General features: G+C 42.0%; 16 protein-coding genes. 11 read left to right on the top strand and 5 right to left on the bottom strand.

What is annotated here, in order from left to right:
* The first annotated feature begins 158 nt into the window (after nucleotides 1–158).
* Entirely contained in the window at nucleotides 159–788 is a 630-nt protein-coding gene (locus QS795_RS08895) for a thymidine kinase (protein ID WP_154603714.1), read from the top strand.
* A gap of 748 nt (nucleotides 789–1536) precedes the next feature.
* Here the strand turns inward: QS795_RS08895 and adhE are convergent.
* The gene (gene adhE, locus QS795_RS08890) at nucleotides 1537–4197 is read right to left on the bottom strand and encodes a bifunctional acetaldehyde-CoA/alcohol dehydrogenase (protein WP_154603722.1); all 2661 of its coding nucleotides are present in this window, start codon (nucleotides 4195–4197) and stop codon (nucleotides 1537–1539) included.
* 523 nt (nucleotides 4198–4720) lie between these two features.
* Between adhE and QS795_RS08885 the strand changes: the two genes are divergently transcribed.
* The 8 genes from QS795_RS08885 (at nucleotide 4721) to QS795_RS08850 (ending at nucleotide 14840) form a co-directional block, all read left to right on the top strand.
* Nucleotides 4721–5365 (top strand): YchE family NAAT transporter, encoded by a 645-nt coding sequence (locus QS795_RS08885; RefSeq protein WP_036956506.1) that lies wholly within the window; start codon nucleotides 4721–4723, stop codon nucleotides 5363–5365.
* Between the two features lie 605 nt (nucleotides 5366–5970).
* Entirely contained in the window at nucleotides 5971–7602 is a 1632-nt protein-coding gene (locus QS795_RS08880; protein ID WP_286271170.1) for an ABC transporter substrate-binding protein, read from the top strand.
* A 148-nt stretch (nucleotides 7603–7750) separates the two neighbouring features.
* Entirely contained in the window at nucleotides 7751–9337 is a 1587-nt protein-coding gene (oppA, locus tag QS795_RS08875; RefSeq protein WP_418055378.1) for an oligopeptide ABC transporter substrate-binding protein OppA, read from the top strand.
* Nucleotides 9338–9419: 82 nt separating this feature from the next.
* Complete coding sequence (gene oppB, locus QS795_RS08870; RefSeq protein ID WP_154603724.1) at nucleotides 9420–10340, top strand: oligopeptide ABC transporter permease OppB; 921 nt, start codon at nucleotides 9420–9422, stop codon at nucleotides 10338–10340.
* Nucleotides 10341–10355: 15 nt separating this feature from the next.
* Entirely contained in the window at nucleotides 10356–11264 is a 909-nt protein-coding gene (gene oppC, locus QS795_RS08865) for an oligopeptide ABC transporter permease OppC (protein WP_154603725.1), read from the top strand.
* Between the two features lie 11 nt (nucleotides 11265–11275).
* Nucleotides 11276–12265 (top strand): ABC transporter ATP-binding protein, encoded by a 990-nt coding sequence (oppD, locus tag QS795_RS08860; protein WP_154603726.1) that lies wholly within the window; start codon nucleotides 11276–11278, stop codon nucleotides 12263–12265.
* Nucleotides 12262–13260 carry a murein tripeptide/oligopeptide ABC transporter ATP binding protein OppF gene (oppF, locus tag QS795_RS08855; protein ID WP_154603727.1) on the top strand — a complete coding sequence of 333 codons (999 nt, stop codon included), beginning with the start codon at nucleotides 12262–12264 and terminating at the stop codon, nucleotides 13258–13260. Before oppD ends, oppF begins: the two co-directional genes overlap by 4 nt.
* 203 nt (nucleotides 13261–13463) lie before the next feature.
* Nucleotides 13464–14840 carry an SMI1/KNR4 family protein gene (locus tag QS795_RS08850; protein WP_286271165.1) on the top strand — a complete coding sequence of 459 codons (1377 nt, stop codon included), beginning with the start codon at nucleotides 13464–13466 and terminating at the stop codon, nucleotides 14838–14840.
* Between the two features lie 47 nt (nucleotides 14841–14887).
* Here QS795_RS08850 and QS795_RS08845 read toward each other — a convergent pair whose 3' ends face one another.
* Both QS795_RS08845 and cls read right to left on the bottom strand, forming a co-directional pair.
* Entirely contained in the window at nucleotides 14888–15220 is a 333-nt protein-coding gene (locus QS795_RS08845; RefSeq protein WP_154603729.1) for an HI1450 family dsDNA-mimic protein, read from the bottom strand.
* A gap of 45 nt (nucleotides 15221–15265) precedes the next feature.
* On the bottom strand, nucleotides 15266–16726 hold the full coding sequence (cls, locus tag QS795_RS08840) for a cardiolipin synthase (protein WP_036956524.1): 1461 nt from the start codon (nucleotides 16724–16726) through the stop codon (nucleotides 15266–15268).
* Nucleotides 16727–17007: 281 nt separating this feature from the next.
* Between cls and QS795_RS08835 the strand changes: the two genes are divergently transcribed.
* The gene (locus QS795_RS08835; RefSeq protein WP_132496008.1) at nucleotides 17008–17181 is read left to right on the top strand and encodes a YciY family protein; all 174 of its coding nucleotides are present in this window, start codon (nucleotides 17008–17010) and stop codon (nucleotides 17179–17181) included.
* A gap of 124 nt (nucleotides 17182–17305) precedes the next feature.
* Nucleotides 17306–18043, top strand: a complete 738-nt coding sequence (locus QS795_RS08830; RefSeq protein WP_286271161.1) for a TonB family protein — start codon at nucleotides 17306–17308, stop codon at nucleotides 18041–18043.
* 63 nt (nucleotides 18044–18106) lie between these two features.
* Here QS795_RS08830 and yciA read toward each other — a convergent pair whose 3' ends face one another.
* The gene (gene yciA / locus QS795_RS08825; protein ID WP_006658727.1) at nucleotides 18107–18532 is read right to left on the bottom strand and encodes an acyl-CoA thioester hydrolase YciA; all 426 of its coding nucleotides are present in this window, start codon (nucleotides 18530–18532) and stop codon (nucleotides 18107–18109) included.
* A 189-nt stretch (nucleotides 18533–18721) separates the two neighbouring features.
* On the bottom strand, nucleotides 18722–19282 hold the full coding sequence (locus QS795_RS08820) for a septation protein A (RefSeq protein WP_154603731.1): 561 nt from the start codon (nucleotides 19280–19282) through the stop codon (nucleotides 18722–18724).
* Nucleotides 19283–19394: the final 112 nt, after the last annotated feature.

The following is a 19394-nucleotide window of genomic DNA, read 5'->3' as shown; positions in this document are numbered from 1 at the left end:
ATTGTCTACAACACAGATGATGCGTGATCTAAAGGAACTAATTTAACATAGTGATAGATGGAAATTCATACACTTAGTTATCTACATAGGTTTAAGTTAATCTTAAAAAGCCTTTATGCTAAAGTATTTGCGAATATTATTTTTTAGGGAACCGCCCAATGGCACAGCTATATTTTTATTATTCTGCGATGAACGCGGGTAAATCGACTTCATTATTACAATCTTCTTATAACTATCACGAACGTGGGATGCGTACGTTGATTTTTACCGCTGAAATCGATAACCGCTTCAGTCAGGGTAAGGTATCTTCACGGATAGGTTTATCTGCGGATGCGTTATTATTTTCGCCTATAACGAATATGGCAGAAATTATCAAGAATGAGAATGATGCACAAAAAGTACATTGCGTACTTATTGATGAATGCCAATTTCTGACAAAACAGCAAGTAGAGCAATTATGTGACGTTGTCGATAATTTAGACATTCCGGTACTCTGTTATGGTTTACGAACGGATTTTTCTGGAGAATTGTTTGCTGGAAGTCAGTATTTATTAGCATGGGCAGATAAGTTAGTTGAGTTAAAAACCGTTTGTTACTGTGGACGTAAGGCAAATAAAGTTTTACGGATTGGTGGTGATGGCATCCCTGTATATGAAGGGGCTCAAGTGGATATTGGTGGGAATGAAAAGTATATCTCTGTTTGCCGAAAGCATTACTCTGAAGCCATTAAGCAAGCTCAATTAATGAATAGTGGTGCAATTGAAAAAATACCGTTTAACTTCAAATAAGCATTAATTAAGATTAGAGGGTCGTATAGTTACAAATAGGAATATCAGATTATTAAGATATTTTTGTCAAATAAAGTAAATGAATTAATGAAATACTCAGTTTGCTAGTTCTTAAAAAGGATGCATGGAAGATAAGTTTTCAGCGCTCATAGAATAAAAACGGATTGAATAAGATTTGATAAGCCTCATATTTTTAACATGAGGCTTTCTTTTTATGGCAGTTTAATTTCACACTTTGGTACATTATCATATAATCAAAAAATGCAAATCTGCTCGAAACGGTAGGCTAAATAAAGTTTAGCATTTCACTGTTTCAGTATTATTCAAATACGGCTTAAACGGTCTGAAACCTTCAGTATGCTATTGTAGGGGCTAGGCAGAGTAGCGCGGCTATAATGGATTCTGGATTAGGTCAAGCTTCCCTCTAGCACCGTTTCTACCTACAAAAATACAGTTGCTTTAGAAAATATTAAAATCCATATAAATAGGGAGGCTATTTTTCACAGCAGTAATAAACTTTAAATAACAGTGAACTTTAAATAGCAGTGAACGTATATCAGTAATTGACCCGCTCATTGTGCTGAGTTTTGTTGATGTAATGGCTGCCAGCTGAAATAAAAGGCACTTTCTCAGTCAGTTGGTACATTATGATGGCTAAATAACGAGAAAGGCTCCAAAAGCGTTAGGGAGACCCTAAATCTTTTGAAGCCTTTTTTATCTATTAATGGCTAAGCCATCAGTATGTTAACTATTTTTTGCTACTTTTCTTTTCAGCTTTTGGTGCCGCTGGCTCTGCACTTTGTTCAGTAAATTCACGACCGTAGTAAGAATCCAGTAACAGTTGTTTAATTTCAGAAATCAGCGGATAACGTGGGTTAGCGCCAGTACATTGGTCATCAAATGCATCTTCAGACAGTTTATCTAAGTGAGCTAAGAAGTCTGCTTCTGCAACGCCAGCTTCACGGATAGACTTAGGAATGCCTAAATCAGCTTTCATTTCTTCTAACCAAGCCAGTAAGCGTTCAATTTTCGCACCAGTGCGGTCGCCTGCTTTAGTTAACCCTAAGTGGTCTGCAATTTCAGCATATTGGCGACGTGCTTGAGGGCGGTCATATTGGCTGAATGCTGTTTGCTTAGTTGGGTTATCATTTGCGTTGAAACGAATTACGTTACAAATCAACAGGGCGTTAGCTAAACCGTGTGGAATATGGAATTCCGATCCTAGTTTGTGTGCCATTGAGTGACAAACCCCTAAGAAGGCGTTAGCAAAAGCAATACCCGCTAATGTTGCCGCATTATGAACGCGCTCTCTTGCTACTGGGTTTTTTGCCCCTTCATGGTAGCTTGCTGGCAGATAATCCTTTAACAGGGTCAGTGCTTTGAGTGCTTGACCATCAGAGAACTCATTTGCCAGAACAGAAACATAAGATTCTAATGCGTGAGTCACCGCATCCAAACCACCAAACGCAGTTAAGGATTTAGGCATATTCATCACAAGGTTAGCATCAACAATCGCCATGTTTGGTGTTAATGCGTAGTCCGCTAATGGGTATTTTTGACCTGTTTTATCATCAGTCACAACGGCAAATGGTGTCACTTCTGAACCTGTACCTGAAGTGGTGGTGATAGCGACCAGTTTTGCTTTCACACCCATTTTCGGGAACTTATGAATACGTTTACGGATATCCATAAAACGTAACGCTAATTCTTCAAAGTGTGTTTCTGGATGTTCGTACATCACCCACATGATTTTCGCGGCATCCATTGGGGAACCACCACCTAAGGCAATGATTACATCCGGTTGGAAGGCTTGCATTTGCGCAGCACCTTTACGCACAACGGATAATGTTGGATCAGCTTCGACTTCAAAGAAAACATCGGTCTCAATATGGTGTTTTTTCAGAACATCGACAATTTCATCAACATAGCCATTATTAAATAAGTAGCTATCGGTCACGATAAAGACGCGTTTTGCACCATCAGTGGCTATCTCTTCTAAAGCGATTGGAAGACATCCACGGCGGAAATAGATTGAACTAGGAAGTTTATGCCACAACATATTTTCAGCTCTTTTTGCCACGGTTTTCTTATTGATTAAATGTTTTGGTCCTACGTTTTCAGAGATAGAGTTACCACCCCAAGAACCACAACCCAAGGTTAAAGATGGCGCCAGTTTAAAGTTATACAGGTCACCGATACCGCCTTGAGACGCAGGGGTATTAATCAAAATACGCGCCGTTTTCATTTTTTCGCCAAAATAGCTGACACGGTCATGCTGGTTATCTTGGTCAGTATAGAGACAAGATGTGTGACCGATACCCCCCATTTCCACTAACTGTTCAGCTTTCTCTACCGCATCTTCAAAGTTTTTAGCGCGATACATCGCTAAGAGTGGGGACAGTTTCTCATGAGCGAATGGTTCTGACTCATCAACAAGTTTGACTTCGCCGATTAAAATCTTAGTCGTTTCAGGAACAACAACCCCAGCCATTTCTGCAATTTTAAATGCAGGTTGACCCACGATAGCCGCATTTAAGTTGCCATCTTTCAAAATAATATTTTGTACCGCTTTGAGCTCTTTACCTTGCAGCAGGTAGCCACCGTGGGTAGAGAAACGCTCACGGACTTGGTCATAAACCGCATCAACTACCACAACAGATTGTTCAGATGCGCAAATCACGCCGTTATCAAACGTTTTTGACATTAAGATAGAGGCAACGGCACGTTTGATGTCTGCAGTTTCATCGATAACAACTGGCGTGTTACCCGCACCAACACCAATCGCAGGTTTACCGGAACTGTAAGCTGCTTTCACCATGCCTGGGCCACCTGTCGCTAAGATCAGGTTAATGTCAGGGTGGTGCATCAGAGCATTGGACAGCTCAACAGAAGGGGAATCAATCCAGCCAATAATATCTTTTGGTGCGCCAGCTTCAATGGCCGCATTCAATACAATCTCAGCAGCACGGTTGGTCGCAATTTTAGCGCGAGGATGTGGAGAGAAAATAATTGCGTTACGGGTTTTTAAACTAATTAATGATTTAAAAATTGCGGTAGAGGTTGGGTTAGTAGTTGGAACGATACCGCAGATAATACCAATCGGCTCAGCAATGGTGATGGTACCAAATGTTGGGTCTTCAGATAGAACACCACAGGTTTTTTCATCTTTATATGCGTTGTAAATATACTCAGAAGCGAAGTGGTTTTTAATCACTTTATCTTCAACAATTCCCATGCCTGACTCTTCAACCGCGAGTTTTGCTAATGGAATTCGTGCATCAGCAGCAGCAAGAGCAGCGGCGCGGAAAATACGATCCACTTTCTCTTGAGAGAAGCTGGCAAATTCACGTTGAGCTTTTTTGACACGAGCAACAAGTTCATTGAGTTCAGTAACGTTTGTTACGGACATATAGATTACTCCTGATAAAGTTAAAATTTTTAAGCCAATGAGCAAAGCATCTAAAAAAAGCTGTTGTGGCTAGAGCGTCCAAAGTGGCCATTCTAAATAAGTACCTAAAACAACAGTATAGATAAACTTAATAATAATGCTTTTCACCCATGCTAATTGGCTTATAAATCTCAGATAAATAGCTCAAAAAGTAAAAATTAACTGATTGATCACTGCGTTTATCAGTTGAGACTAGATTAACAAAAAGGGAATTTAATAAAGTGATCTAAATCACAAAATATGCAAGCTGACTCCATTCAGCATGCCGTTTTTACGGGATTCCTTGATTTGCAAAAAAATGATTAATTTATCGCTAAAAAGAGGTGAATAAATCATCCTTTTTTAGTCATTAAGATAAGCTGCAATAAATAATTCTATTAAGATGCACAAAATTGTTCTTTAACTAAGGATTTTAACGATTTCAGTGATAAAATTAGTTCAGGTAAGCGTTTCTTGTTTAAGAATTTTATGAGGGTATTAATGGGTGAGCGCAACATTACTTGATTTATCAGGCTATATTAAATTTTTTATTGGTCTATTTGCGTTAGTAAACCCGGTTGGTATCTTGCCTGTGTTTATTAGTATGACAAACTATCAAACCGTTGCGAGCCGCAATAGAACTAATACGATAGCCAACTCATCAGTCGCAATTATTCTCTGCACATCACTGTTGGTGGGGGACTCGATATTACAGCTGTTTGGTATTTCAATTGACTCATTCCGTATTGCAGGGGGAATTCTGATTGTCACCATCGCGTTATCGATGATCAGCGGTAAAATTGGTGAGGACAAACAGAACAAACAAGAAAAAACAGAAACTGCAGTGCGAGATAGTATTGGGGTGGTGCCATTAGCGCTTCCGTTAATGGCGGGTCCCGGGGCAATCAGTTCGTGCATTGTCTGGTCATCACGTTGGACTGGCTGGCAGAACTTTATTGGTTTAGCGTTAACCAGTATTTTGTTCGCTTTTTGCTGTTGGCTGTTGTTCCGTTCTGCATCTTTACTGGTTCGTTACTTAGGGCAAACGGGCATCAACGTTGTCACCCGTATCATGGGTCTGCTACTTATGTCATTAGGCATCGAAATCGCTGTAACCGGTGTTAAAGCCATATTTCCAGGGCTTTTATAGTTTGAGCATTATTTAGCCGTCTTACGAGACGGCTATTCTCATCCGCTTTTCCCGTCATTCCATTATTCCTTTCGAGTTCAAAATACTCACTCAATTATTTTGGCGTGTTCTGTGCAACCAAGCTGTCCTTTACAACCAAAATAATTCCTCTACGCGATAAATTTGAAATGTGATTATGTGTCGCACTTTTTGCAAAATTAGGCATAAAAAGTAAGGAAATGTGAGCTGCGTAAATTTATTCACTATTCTCATCAGAGATTGTTAATGATATGTTTGGATAATTGTTGATAAAGATTTTAAGAGTGATTTAAGGTTTTTTATTATCTAATTGTTTTTATTTGAGTATTTAAAAGTTGAGAAAGTGTGTTACCCCTTTTAAATAGATTCTTTAACTTTAAATGTTAACTAAATGTAATTTTTTATAAGCTTTCTGAGCAAAATTGCACCTTTAAGGAAAGCTTTTGGCGGTTAAATTAGAAAACAGCTTAGGAAACAGTGACTAGAGCAGCAGTAAGTCAACAATGTGGAGGCGTGCTAAACGTCGTTCAACATACGTTGAAACGTTAACTGTAAAACCGTAACTATGAAATGGAGAAGGCGCAACGATGAAACTCACTACTAAGCACAGTTTACTTTCCTGTCTCATTTTCTCATTAGCAATTTCAGCTCAAGCCTCATCAATCCCCGATAAATCCTCATCAAATAAAACTTCCATAAATAAAATAGTGGTCAATAACGGTTCAGAAGTCACTTCACTCGACCCTCATAAAGTCGAAGGGGTACCGGAAGGCAATATTATTTTAAATTTATTGGAAGGGCTGGTTTACGACGATATTAATGGTGTGGCCGTGCCCGGTATGGCAACGAGTTGGCAGAATGAGAACTACACCACATGGACATTTACCTTGCGAGATGATGCCAAGTGGAGCGATGGCACCCCCGTTGTCGCAGAGGATTTTGTATATAGTTGGCAGCGTTTGGCGGATCCTAAAACCGGTTCGCCTTATTCCAGTTATTTACAAAATGCTTATATTGAAAATGCAGACGCTATTTTAAAAGGTCAAAAACCCAAAGAATCGTTGGGTGTCAAAGCCCTTGATGACAAACATTTGCAAGTCACCCTAAGCCATCCCGTCCCGTATTTTATCGATATGCTTTCCCATACTTCAATGAAACCTGTTAACCGTAAAGCCATTGAAAAATATGGTGATAAGTGGACTCAACCGGGTTCCTTTGTGGGTAATGGCGCTTATGTTTTGGATGAGTGGACGGTCAACGAGCGAATTATTATCAAGCGTAATCCGTTATATTGGAATGACGCAAAAACGCAGATCGATCAAGCGACTTTTTTAGCGATTACCTCTGAAGTCAGTGATAACAACCGTTATCGCAGTGGAGAAATTGATATTAGTAATTCGGCTATTCCCCCAACACTGTTCAAAAAGATGAAAGCGGAAAAGCCGAACGAACTGTATGTACGTCCGTTTCTGTGTACGTTTTATTATGAAATTAATAACCAAAAAGCTCCGTTCACCGACCCTCGGGTACGCGAAGCCATTAAGTTAGGTTTAGACAGAGAAACCATCACCAATAAAATTATCGATCAAGGACAGACGGTGGCTTACGGTTTTACGCCAACGTTTATCCATAATGGTAATTTTGCGGTGCCAGAATGGGCAAAACTCACGCCAGAACAGCGTTATCAACGTGCAAAAGGGTTGCTCGCGGAGGCGGGATATAGTGCCAAAAATCCTCTCAAGTTTACCTTGCTATATAACACCTCAGACCAAAATAAACAGCAGGCGATTGTAGCGGCATCCATGTGGCAGAAAAATATTGGCGCAGAGGTAACGCTGCAAAACCAAGAGTGGAAAACCACACTGCAAAATCGCCATGAAGGGAATTATCAGGTTGCAAGAGCAACATGGTGCGCCGATTACAATGAACCTTCTGCATTCTTGAACTCATTACTATCAGAAAACAGCAACAATACGGCGGCCTATAAAAATAAAGTCTATGACCAACTCCTTTTAGAGGCTTTAACAGCGCCGAATGACCAAGCTCGTCAACAGATTTACCAACAGGCAGAAACCTTGCTGGATAAGGACTCTGCACTAGTTCCCGTTTATTACCGTGTGAGTGCAAGGATGATCAAGCCCACAATCGGAGGATTTAAAGGTGAAGACCCTCTTGATCACATGGATATTAAGCGGTTATATATTAATTCTACTAATTAATAATTTTGTAATAAACAAAATAACTGCTTACTGACTCGGTAGGCAGATGCATCAACAACACAACCAAAACAATAGTATGGGAGTAACCAAAATAATGAGCAAATTACTGAATAAGACATTTGTTGCTTTAAGCGTTGCTGCTGGGTTAATGGCAGGGACGATGGCGACAAGTTATGGTGCGGTGGTGCCAGCAGGTGTCGAACTGGCTGAAAAACAAAATATTGTTCGTAATAACGGAACAGAGCCTCAATCCCTTGACCCACATAAAATTGAAGGGGTGCCAGAATCCCATCTTTCAAGAGATTTATTTGAAGGGATCACCATCGTTGGCCCAGCAGGAGAAATCCTACCGGGCTCCGCCACGAGCTGGGAAAACAAAGATTTTACCGAATGGACATTTAAAATTCGTGACGATGCCAAATGGTCAAATGGTGACCCTGTCACGGCGGAAGATTTCGTGTATAGCTGGCGTAGACTGGCCGATCCTGATACCGCATCCCCATACGCGAGCTATTTACAGTATGCCCATGTGAAAAATGTTGATGATGTAATTGCGGGTAAGAAAAAGCCAGAAGAATTAGGTATCAAAGCGCTGGATGATAAGACCTTAGTTCTGACCTTAAGTGAAGCTGTCCCTTATATTCCTAAGTTATTAGCGCATCCATCGATGTCGCCAGTGAATAAAAAAGTGGTTGAAAAATTTGGTAATAAATGGACTCAACCGGCCAATTTTGTGGGCAATGGCGCCTATAAACTGAAAGATTGGACAGTTAACGAACGTATTATTTTAGAGCGAAGCCCAACCTATTGGGACAATGCGCATACTGTCATTGATCAAGTGACTTTCCTGCCAATTGCCTCAGAAGTGACGGATGTAAACCGCTACCGCAGCGGTGAAATCGATATGACGCACACTAACTTACCTATCGAACAATTTAAAACTATTCAGCAAACTATGCCGAAAGATCTGCGTGTAAACCCATACATGTGTATCTACTACTATGAAATTAATAATGAAAAACCACCGTTTAATGATCCTCGTGTTCGCGAAGCGTTAAAACTGTCGATGGACAGAGATGTGATTGCCACGAAAATCAAAGCAATGGGCGATATTCCGGCTTATGGATTTACCCCACCATTTGCAAGCGGCATGAAAACAGAAAAACCAGATTGGTATGCGAATATGACCCAGGAGCAACGCAATGAAAAAGCCAAACAGTTGCTGGAAGAAGCGGGTTACAACAAAGCAAATCCATTGAAATTCAACTTACTGTATAACACGTCAGACTTGCATAAGCGTCTCGCTATTGCAGCTTCCTCAATGTGGAAGAAAAACATTGGTGCTGAGGTGAAACTGGAAAACCAAGAGTGGAAAACCTTCTTAGATAGTCGCCACCAAGGTAACTATGACGTAGCGCGTGCAGGTTGGTGTGCGGATTATAACGAACCGTCATCCTTCTTAAACATGCTGCTTTCTTATAGCAGTAACAATACCGTGCATTATAAAAACAAAGACTTCGATGCCATCATGAAGAAAACACTTCAGGTGAAAACGGACGAAGAGCGTGCTGAACTGTATAACCAAGCCGAGAAGCTGGTCGACAAAGATTCTGCTATCGTGCCTCTCTACTACTATGTGAACACCCGCTTAGTGAAGCCATACGTGGGTGGATATACGGGTAAAGATCCATTAGATAACTTACATACTAAAGATCTGTATATCATCAAGCACTAATCACAACAGGCTGGCTCCTTGTGAGCCAGCTATAAGCCTAATGGCAATATTACCTAAATGGCAATAGAAGTAGGAAAGGGCAATGTTTAAATTTATTTTGCGTCGTTTGCTTGAAGCAATTCCGACTTTACTGATTCTTATCACCATCTCATTTTTCATGATGAGACTCGCGCCGGGTAGCCCGTTTACCGGCGAACGTAAACTTCCACCCGAAGTTATGGCCAACATTGAGGCGAAGTATCACCTTAATGACCCTATGTATAAGCAGTATTTCAACTACTTATTCCAACTTTCTCAAGGGGATTTCGGCCCTTCTTTCAAATATAAAGACTACAGTGTCAACGACTTAGTTGCGAAAGCCTTTCCCGTGTCTGCAAAATTAGGCGCCACAGCCTTTGTGGTCGCTGTGTTATTTGGTGTTACTGCGGGGGTGATTGCCGCATTAAATCAAAATACCAAATGGGACTTTACAGTCATGGGATTCGCCATGACGGGGGTTGTCATCCCAAGCTTTGTTGTGGCACCACTTTTGGTGCTAATTTTTGCCATTCACTTGAAATGGCTCCCCGGTGGAGGCTGGGATGGTGGTAATGTCACGCACATGATTTTGCCGATGGTGGCGCTTTCTTTGGCGTATATCGCCAGTATTTCGCGTATTACCCGTGGCTCGATGATTGAGATCATGCACTCAAACTTTATTCGTACTGCACGAGCAAAAGGATTACCGCTGCGTACCATTATTTTCCGCCATGCGTTAAAACCTGCATTACTGCCAGTGCTCTCTTATATGGGGCCTGCATTTGTGGGGATCATCACGGGCTCAATGGTGATTGAAACCATTTTCGGCTTACCGGGAATTGGGCAGTTGTTCGTCAATGGTGCACTGAACCGCGATTACTCGTTAGTGCTCAGCTTAACGATTTTAGTTGGGGTATTGACCATTGCCTTTAATGCTATTGTCGATGTGCTGTATGCCGTCATCGACCCGAAAATTCGTTACTAGAACCGGAGAAACACTATGTTATTAAACAACAAAAATAGTGAAGCTCTGGAAAATTTTTCTGAGCAATTAGATATTGAAGGGCGCAGTCTTTGGCAAGATGCAAGACGACGCTTTATGCATAACCGTGCGGCAATTGTTAGCCTATGCGTGCTATTTTTTATCACGCTGTTTGTGATTTTTGCCCCGATGTTATCGCCGTTTTTATATGATGATACTGACTGGGAAATGATGTCAACGCCACCTGATTGGGCGACGGGACATTATTTTGGTACCGATGCTTCTGGGCGCGATTTACTTGTGCGTGTGGCAATTGGTGGACGAATTTCTTTAATGGTCGGCGTTGCGGCAGCATTAGTCGCGGTAGTGGTCGGAACCTTATATGGCTCACTGGCAGGTTATGTGGGTGGTAAAGTCGACTCCATCATGATGCGCTTACTGGAGATTTTAAACTCCTTCCCATTTATGTTCTTCGTTATTTTGTTAGTGACGTTATTCGGTACCAATATCCTATTGATCTTCGTGGCTATTGGGATGGTGTCATGGCTGGATATGGCGCGTATCGTGCGTGGGCAAACATTAGGGTTAAAACGCAAAGAGTTTATTGAAGCGGCGTTAGTCTGCGGTGTTAGCACGCGCCACATTATCCTGCGTCATATCGTACCGAACGTACTGGGTGTGGTCGTGGTTTACGCATCATTATTAGTCCCAAGTATGATCCTGTTTGAGTCATTCTTAAGCTTCCTTGGCTTAGGAACGCAAGAGCCACTCAGTAGCTGGGGTGCTTTACTCAGTGATGGCGCTAACTCTATGGAAGTCACGCCGTGGTTACTGCTGATCCCCGCTGGGTTCTTAGTTATCACGTTGTTCTGTTTTAACTTTATCGGCGATGGCTTACGTGATGCCCTCGACCCGAAAGATCGCTAAGGGGCTAATTTATGGAACATTCAACACGCAAAAGCCCTTTATTATCGGTGCAAGATTTAAACGTCACATTTGCTACCCAAGATGGGGATGTGACGGCGGTGAATAAACTCAATTTTGAATTGAGTGCTGGGGAAACTCTGGGAATTGTGGGGGAATCCGGCTCGGGGAAATCCCAAACCGCTTTTGCCTTGATGGGATTGCTGGCAAAAAATGGCCGAGTAGGTGGCTCCGCCATGTTTAATGGCCGTGAGATTTTAAACCTCAAGGAGAAAGAGCTTAACCGCATGCGCGCGGAAGAGATCTCCATGATTTTCCAAGACCCCATGACCTCCCTCAACCCATACCTGAAAATTGGTACGCAGTTATCTGAAGTGTTGATGCTGCACAAAGGGATGAGTAAGAAAGAGGCGTTTGAAGAATCCGTACGTATGTTGGATGCGGTAAAAATGCCAGAAGCTCGTAAACGCATGAATATGTATCCGCATGAGTTTTCTGGTGGTATGCGCCAGCGTGTGATGATTGCGATGGCGCTACTGTGCCAACCAAAATTGCTGATCGCCGATGAACCGACAACCGCCTTGGACGTCACGGTACAAGCGCAGATCATGACCTTGCTGAATGAACTGAAGCAGGAATTTGATACCGCGATCATCTTAATTACCCACGACTTAGGGGTTGTCGCTGGTGTGTGTGACAAGGTACTCGTAATGTATGCGGGGCGCACGATGGAGTATGGCAGCGCACGAGATATTTTCTATCAGCCATCTCATCCATATTCGCTGGGTTTATTAGCGGCAGTGCCGCGCTTAGATGGTGATGACGATAACTTAGCCACGATCCCAGGCAACCCGCCAAACTTATTACGTTTACCAAAAGGGTGTCCGTTCTCACCGCGTTGCCAATATGCAAACCAGCACTGTGTAGAGCAAGAACCTCAATTAGCCAGTTTTGCACAATCACGTTTACGTGCCTGCTTTAAGCCTGTGGAGGAATTAGTATGAGCCAAGAAAATAGGCAGGTGCTGCTGGAAGTCAATGACTTAAAAGTGCATTTTTCCATCAGAGATAAACAACAATGGTTCTGGCAGCCGGATAAAAGTTTAAAAGCCGTCGATGGGGTGACACTACGTTTATACGAAGGGGAAACCTTGGGCGTGGTGGGGGAATCTGGCTGTGGTAAATCCACATTTGCGCGTGCATTAATTGGTTTGGTGAAATCCACCAGTGGCACGGTGACGTGGTTAGGGCAAAACTTGCTCACCATGAACGATAAACAGTGGCGTAATGTGCGTAGCGATATCCAAATGATTTTCCAAGATCCACTGGCATCCTTAAACCCACGGATGACGATTGGAGATATTATCGCGGAGCCACTAAAAACTTATCATCCGAAGATGCCACAAAAAGAAATCACTGAAAAAGTGAAAAAAATGATGATGCGAGTCGGGTTACTACCCAATCTGATCAACCGCTATCCTCATGAATTCTCTGGTGGCCAATGTCAACGCATTGGGATTGCACGGGCGCTGATTTTAGAGCCGAAATTGGTGATTTGTGATGAGCCAGTGTCTGCGCTGGACGTCTCCATTCAAGCGCAAGTGGTGAACTTACTGCAAGAACTTCAGCGGGAAATGAAGCTTTCTTTAATCTTTATTGCCCACGATCTCGCGGTGGTCAAACACATTTCAGACCGCGTACTCGTCATGTATTTAGGACATGCGGTGGAGCTGGGAACTTACGACGAAGTGTATAACAACCCGCTGCACCCTTATACGCGCGCATTGATGTCTGCGGTGCCAGTACCGGATCCAGATAAGGAAAAAAATAAGCAAATTGAGCTGCTTGAGGGGGAATTGCCATCACCAATTAACCCGCCTTCAGGTTGTGTATTCAGAACGCGCTGCCCAAGTGCGGATGCTGAATGCGCTAAAACCCGTCCATTACTAGAAGGAAGTTTCAAGCATGCAGTGTCTTGTTTGAAAATTGACCCACTGTAATCGGTAAGATTTGCGTTTTATTGTTGTATTAAGGCTCCCTTTATCATTCATAAAGTGGAGCTTTTTTATGGGGAACAGTTTTCAGAAAATTCAAACCTAATTGCTACTTAAAATAATCAGTTAGCTATGATATTAAAGGCAATGATATTAAAGACGATAATATTAAAAATAAATAATTAAAACTTATAGGGCAGTAACCATTAATGAGTGACCACTTGCAGCAGATCCATCAAATACATCAGATATGGCAAGCCATCAACCAGCGTTATGCGGATGACCAAATCCAACGTATTCAACAAAAACTCCCCCTTGCTAAGCAAATGGACAGCGATGAAGAATTGTTCGGAGCGGACAGCCACCATTATCAGCTCAATCCACCTTTGGATATGGCACAGATAGCACAGTGGCAGCGACGTACTGGTGTGCAATTACCCCAAGAATATGTGCAATTTATGACGCAATTGGGTAATGGCGGCGCAGGCCCTTACTACGGTATAGAGCGCTTTGAAGACAGTGAAAATCGTTATGATGCGGTGGCATTACCTTGCGTGCTTAGCCCAACCATGAGCAATGAAGAGTGGCAAACACTCAGTCACTTAGCGGAAGATTGCAGTGATGAAGAGTACGACTCACGGGAAAGTTTGCTTCACCAAGGGCTGTTTTACCTTGGCACTTGCGGCTGTACGTATGACATCCTGCTGGTGGTGACGGGCAAACATGCCGGGCGATTGGTTTATACCCACGAATGGTGTGACTCGCCAACACCGTATCAGTTTGCTTATGAAAGTCATTTCTTGGATTGGTATGAACGCTGGCTAGATGAAATTATTCAGCAATATGATACTGGTTGGTTTGGGCATCGGATGGGCGGTGATGAAACTACGTTATTCAACCTGTTTCATCATGAAGATAATAAAAAAACGAAGCTGGCGGCGCTAGAAGGACTGAAAAAGTTACCGTCATTATCGGAAAAGGGCATTGAGCAACTCGCTCGTATATTAGATAACGAAATACTCAACGTTTACCATGTGAAGGCACTGGAAGTATTAGCAAAATATTCCGTTACTGCTTCATCGGACTATTTAACCCAAACGCTTGATAGCCAAGATCCTGCGCAAATCAATCGTGGGTTACAACTGATTTATTGGTATCAAAAAGCGGATTTAGCGAAGTTTCAATCGGCTATTTTAGCCAAATTAGCACAGTGCGAACATGCAGATACGGTGAGCTTTGCGGGATATATCCTCAAGGAGTTGCAAGCGATCAAAGTGGAAGATTTCCAACACTTATTTAATCATGCTGATAGTCAGATTGCCGTCAGTGCGTTGTATGCGGCTTCCCATGATGTCAATTTTAGCCAAAAGGTCGCTAATTACTTTGAATATATGATTGCGGATAAGAGTGAAGTTGCATTAACCGCGATCCAAGCTGTCGCGCGTTCACCTGAATTTGCGGATGGGGTGGAACCGTATATTGTGGCGGCGTGGGAAAAATACCCATTAGATAAGAGTGATTATATTCGCAATAATCTGCGTCTCTATATTAAGAAGCATCATTTGCAGTTGGATTTAGCAGAATAAAGTTTAATAAAAGATGAGGGAATATTTCCCCCATCTTTTATTTCTACTTACTGTTTCCATTCGATATGTTGGAAAGGGTGCTTAGGGTTCCGGCTGATAAGAATTCGTGCAAAGATATCGTCAATCTCATCTTCAGGGCTTTTAGCAAGCCCGATCACCACTTCACTCATTTGCGCTAAAGGTAATCCTTGGGTGGCGAGAATATGCCAATCTTGACTAAATGGCACAATTTCAGCCGCGCCACACTCTTCAAACTGTAACGCGAAAATGACTTGGTCGGCAGGCTCTAAGTTCTCCATCGCACCTTCAAGGAAAAGGTCATAGGCAATTTCAATGATTTCATCTTCATCGATTAGGTTAATACTTGGGTTCTGGCTCATGACGTTTTCCTAACAGTTAAGCAATGGTGATGATAGTTATTATAATTACAATAATGGGCTAAAGAAGTAGCACAGGCGCTCAATCACACGGTTCCAGAACGGGCGTTGTTCCCATTCTTCAATATCTAAGCGTGTGGAGCGAGCCATATAATCATACTGAACCAGCGTCAGATCGCTACCAAAACTTTTATCGTCAATCACGACTGTAATTTCAAAGTTCAGCCATAAACTGCGCATATCTAAGTTTACTGAACCGACTAAGCTTAATTCCCCATCAACACAGACACTCTTGGTATGCAGCAACCCATCTTCAAACTGGTAAATTTTCACGCCAGCTTCCAATAATTCTGTATAGAAAGAGCGGCTTGCCCAACGAACCAAGAAAGAGTCATTATGGCGAGGCATGATGATACTGACATCAACACCGCGCATCGCTGCGGTACAAATTGCATGCAGCAAATCATCACTTGGTACAAAGTATGGGGTGGTCATGATCAGCTGCTTACGAGCGGAGAACATCGCCGTCATTAATGATTGCTGGATAAGTTCTTCAGGGAAACCCGGGCCTGAAGCAATCATTTGGGTAGTATGTCCGTTATCTTGCTCGAACGGCATGATATTGCTATCTGGTGGTGGCGGTAAAATGCGTTGTCCTGTTTCCATTTCCCAGTCAAAGGCGTAGACAATTCCTAATGTGGTGCTCACTGGGCCTTCCATACGAACTAAAATATCCACCCATTCACCGACACCCGCATCTTGTTTAAAGTAGCGCGGATCCACCATGTTCATACTGCCGGTGTAGGAGATATAGTTATCAATCACAACGATTTTACGATGCTGGCGTAAATCCATACGGCGCAGGAAAAAACGCATAAGGTTGACTTTTAGAGATTCGACAAACTCAATCCCTGCGGCACGCATTTTATCGGGATAATCACTGCGGAAAAAATGCCAGCTTCCCGCGGAGTCCACCATAATGCGGCATTTAACACCACGTTTTGCCGCATTGAGAAGGGCTTCAGTGACTTCATCGACTAGCCCACCTGGTTGCCAAATATAGAACACCATTTCGATAGAGTTCTTAGCATTATTAATATCATTGGCAATGGCTTTTAGTGAGTCTTCGCTGGTGGTCAGTAATTGAATGCGGTTGCCTTTGACGCCTGCAATACCTTGGCGTTTCTCACACAGTTGGAATAATGGCTCCGCAACGGGGCTGTTATCATTAGCAAAAATGTGTTTGGAGAGGCGTAGATTTTCCAGCCAAGTAGCAACCGATGGCCACATTTGATGGGCTTTATCGATACGACGTCGACCTAAATGGAGTTCACCAAATGCGGCATACGCGATGATCCCCACCAGAGGCAGGATATAAATGATCAGTAACCATGTCATCGCCGAAGTGACGGGGCGACGCGTGACGAGGATACGAACAGTTACCCCAGCCACAATTAACCAATACAGGAAAAACAGTAACCAACTCATTAAGGTGTAGACGGTTGCCATAATGGATAACAAGCCTCACTGACAGAGAGAAAAAGAGTCGAAAAAAGAAAATATGTCTTATTAAATATAGACTAAGAATAAACATACCAGAATTTAGTAAAAGTTCTGAATAAAAACTGAGTTAAATAGATAAAAGTGCAATTAATGATAAATTAATTGGTTCAACTCCATTTTTTGCGTGATGATTTTGTTTTTTCCTTGATAACTTCCTCTTGGTTCTCGTGAGTAAAGGCATATAATATTTCGCTGTTACGAACACACACCTGATAAGGATTAAAAAGATGAGACGCAGTAGGCAAGAAGTGGGTCGCTGGAGAATGCTAAGACAAGTCGTTCGCCGCCGTCGCCGTTGGTTAGAAAGACACTCTCGCCGCAATATGCACATTTATTCGCTCCGCAAAATGGACATCTATAAACGTCGTCATTCCCTGTTATTTACACAGTGGATTGAGTAAGGGTATTCACGTTTATACTCACATTTTTAACTTTGTTCGCTAAACCTTATTGAATATGATTGCTATTTGCATTTAAACTATTAGCCATATTCAATAAGTAAACGGTGTAGGGTAAAAATTGCATATGCGTGGTATCAGACTGTTAGTCATCATTGCTGTTTCATTATCAATTCATGCGGGCTTGGCTATGGCGTGGATTTTTAATCAACCGAAATTTCCTCAACCTGAGGAGCCAATCTCGATAGCAATGCTTTCTTTTGCTGAACCAGCCGCGACTCCACCAGCTGAAACACAGGCAGAGCCAGAGCCTGTGGTTGAACCTGAACCTATCATTGAACCTGAACCTATTGTTGAACCGGCGATAGTCTTACCTCAGAAAAAACCAGAAGTAAAAAAGAAACCTGAACCGAAGAAAGAACCTAAAAAAGAGCCGAAAAAAGTTCAAGAACCAGTTAAACCTGTTGAAAAACAACTGGCGATGAACAAAACGCTATCCACAAATACAGATACTACGCCAAAAGAAGTCACCAACACGCGCGGAACTGATACTAACGTCAAAAACAATGCAACAGCATCTAACCAATCCACTGGTCAGCGTGGTCCAAAAGCATTAAGTAAACAAGCGCCTGAGTACCCAGACCGCGCTCGTCGCCTAGGAAAAAATGGTTATGTGAAAGTACGCTATGATATCGATGAAGATGGGCGAGTGCAGAACATTGAGTTTGTTGAAGCTTCACCTAAAGGGATGTTTGAGCGTGATGTGAAGCGTGCAATGAACCGCTGGAAATATGAAAAGCTGCCAGCGAAAGGCTATACCACTGAAATTTACTTCAAAGTGGATGGCACAGTAAGCCAAGCTTAAATGCTAGGAAATATCGGGATCAAAAAAGGGCGCTTATGAAGCGCCCTTACTGTATCTGAATAATTAAGCTTGAGGCTGTGAACTTTCTAATTCGAAATGTTGTTTATCTTCAGGTAATGCGCGAGGCGTATTGTCATCATTGACCGCCACATAAGTAAATACTGCGTCAGTAGCTTGATAACGCTGACCTACAGGGTGGGTTGCCACTTTTTTTACCCACACTTCAATATTGATAGTGACGGAGCTTTTCCCTGTTTTTAAGCAGCGAGCATAACAGCATACGACATCACCAACAGCAACTGGTTTTTGAAATTTAATGCCATTGACTGCCACTGTTACTACGCGACCCAGAGCAATTTCTTTTGCTAAGATCGCGCCGCCAATATCCATTTGAGACATTAGCCAGCCACCAAAAATATCGCCATTCGCATTGGTATCTGAAGGCATTGCCAAAGTACGTAAAACGAGTTCACCGTTAGGTAATTGCATATCAAACTCTTTATTAAAAGGAATTAAACACTATGATTTTGTTGCTCATTTATAGCAAACAAACATAAGTATAGTAAACCGCTAGAGTACATCCAGTCACAGATAATTGTAACAAATCACTGTGATAGGCATAAAAAAGCTGCGAAAGTGCGCAGCTTATTTATCATCATAATAATTCGAAGAAATAAATTACTCTTCTGGCTTTTCTGCCTGAGGCTCTTTAGTCATGTGTTTGAAAATATATACCACGCTAAGGATTGTGAAAATTAAGGTGCCAGCCGTCAGTCCAAACACTTTAAAATTGACCCAGACACTCTCAGCCATCCAATAAGCCACGTAAATATTAATAACAGCGCAAGCAATAAAGAAAATACCCCAAGCGGTATTTAATTTTAACCAATAGCTGTCTGCTAATTTAATTTCTTGGTTGCTACCCAGCATTCTTTGAATGAGTGGTTTTTCTGTAAACCATTGGCTCGCAAACAGAGCAATACCAAACAGAGCATAAATAATGGTGACTTTCCATTTGATAAAGTCAGCGCTATGAAATAACACCGTTAACCCTGCAAATACCATCACAATCGCACAGGTGATTTTTGCTACTCTTTCCACTTTTTTATAAATAAAGTAAGTGACCAATAAGGAAATCGGGGTAGTTATCAGTAACGATTGGCTAGCAACATAAATATCGTATTGCTTATAAAAGAGAAAAAAGATAACCAAAGGAATAAAATCAATAAGTTGTTTCATAACGGTGGATTCAGATCCTTAACGTGAACATAATCAGCTTAAATAGAGTCAATTCAAACAGAGTCAACTTAAACGTAGTGGCGTAGTTTAACTGATTTTGCGCAGATTGTTA

The sequence above is a fragment of the Providencia zhijiangensis genome, from assembly GCF_030315915.2.
Lineage (GTDB): Bacteria > Pseudomonadota > Gammaproteobacteria > Enterobacterales > Enterobacteriaceae > Providencia > Providencia zhijiangensis.
This window is presented reverse-complemented; position numbering and strand designations above follow the sequence as displayed.

What these genes read in the sequence shown, in the direction of transcription:
- QS795_RS08895 (WP_154603714.1), top strand. Translation starts at nt 159, where the DNA reads ATGGCACAGCTATATTTTTATTATTCTGCGATGAACGCGGGTAAATCG.
- adhE (WP_154603722.1), bottom strand. Translation starts at nt 4,197, where the DNA reads ATGTCCGTAACAAACGTTACTGAACTCAATGAACTTGTTGCTCGTGTC.
- QS795_RS08880 (WP_286271170.1), top strand. Translation starts at nt 5,971, where the DNA reads ATGAAACTCACTACTAAGCACAGTTTACTTTCCTGTCTCATTTTCTCA.
- oppA (WP_418055378.1), top strand. Translation starts at nt 7,751, where the DNA reads ATGGCAGGGACGATGGCGACAAGTTATGGTGCGGTGGTGCCAGCAGGT.
- oppB (WP_154603724.1), top strand. Translation starts at nt 9,420, where the DNA reads ATGTTTAAATTTATTTTGCGTCGTTTGCTTGAAGCAATTCCGACTTTA.
- oppC (WP_154603725.1), top strand. Translation starts at nt 10,356, where the DNA reads ATGTTATTAAACAACAAAAATAGTGAAGCTCTGGAAAATTTTTCTGAG.
- oppD (WP_154603726.1), top strand. Translation starts at nt 11,276, where the DNA reads ATGGAACATTCAACACGCAAAAGCCCTTTATTATCGGTGCAAGATTTA.
- oppF (WP_154603727.1), top strand. Translation starts at nt 12,262, where the DNA reads ATGAGCCAAGAAAATAGGCAGGTGCTGCTGGAAGTCAATGACTTAAAA.
- QS795_RS08850 (WP_286271165.1), top strand. Translation starts at nt 13,464, where the DNA reads ATGAGTGACCACTTGCAGCAGATCCATCAAATACATCAGATATGGCAA.
- QS795_RS08845 (WP_154603729.1), bottom strand. Translation starts at nt 15,220, where the DNA reads ATGAGCCAGAACCCAAGTATTAACCTAATCGATGAAGATGAAATCATT.
- cls (WP_036956524.1), bottom strand. Translation starts at nt 16,726, where the DNA reads ATGGCAACCGTCTACACCTTAATGAGTTGGTTACTGTTTTTCCTGTAT.
- QS795_RS08835 (WP_132496008.1), top strand. Translation starts at nt 17,008, where the DNA reads ATGAGACGCAGTAGGCAAGAAGTGGGTCGCTGGAGAATGCTAAGACAA.
- QS795_RS08830 (WP_286271161.1), top strand. Translation starts at nt 17,306, where the DNA reads ATGCGTGGTATCAGACTGTTAGTCATCATTGCTGTTTCATTATCAATT.
- yciA (WP_006658727.1), bottom strand. Translation starts at nt 18,532, where the DNA reads ATGCAATTACCTAACGGTGAACTCGTTTTACGTACTTTGGCAATGCCT.
- QS795_RS08820 (WP_154603731.1), bottom strand. Translation starts at nt 19,282, where the DNA reads ATGAAACAACTTATTGATTTTATTCCTTTGGTTATCTTTTTTCTCTTT.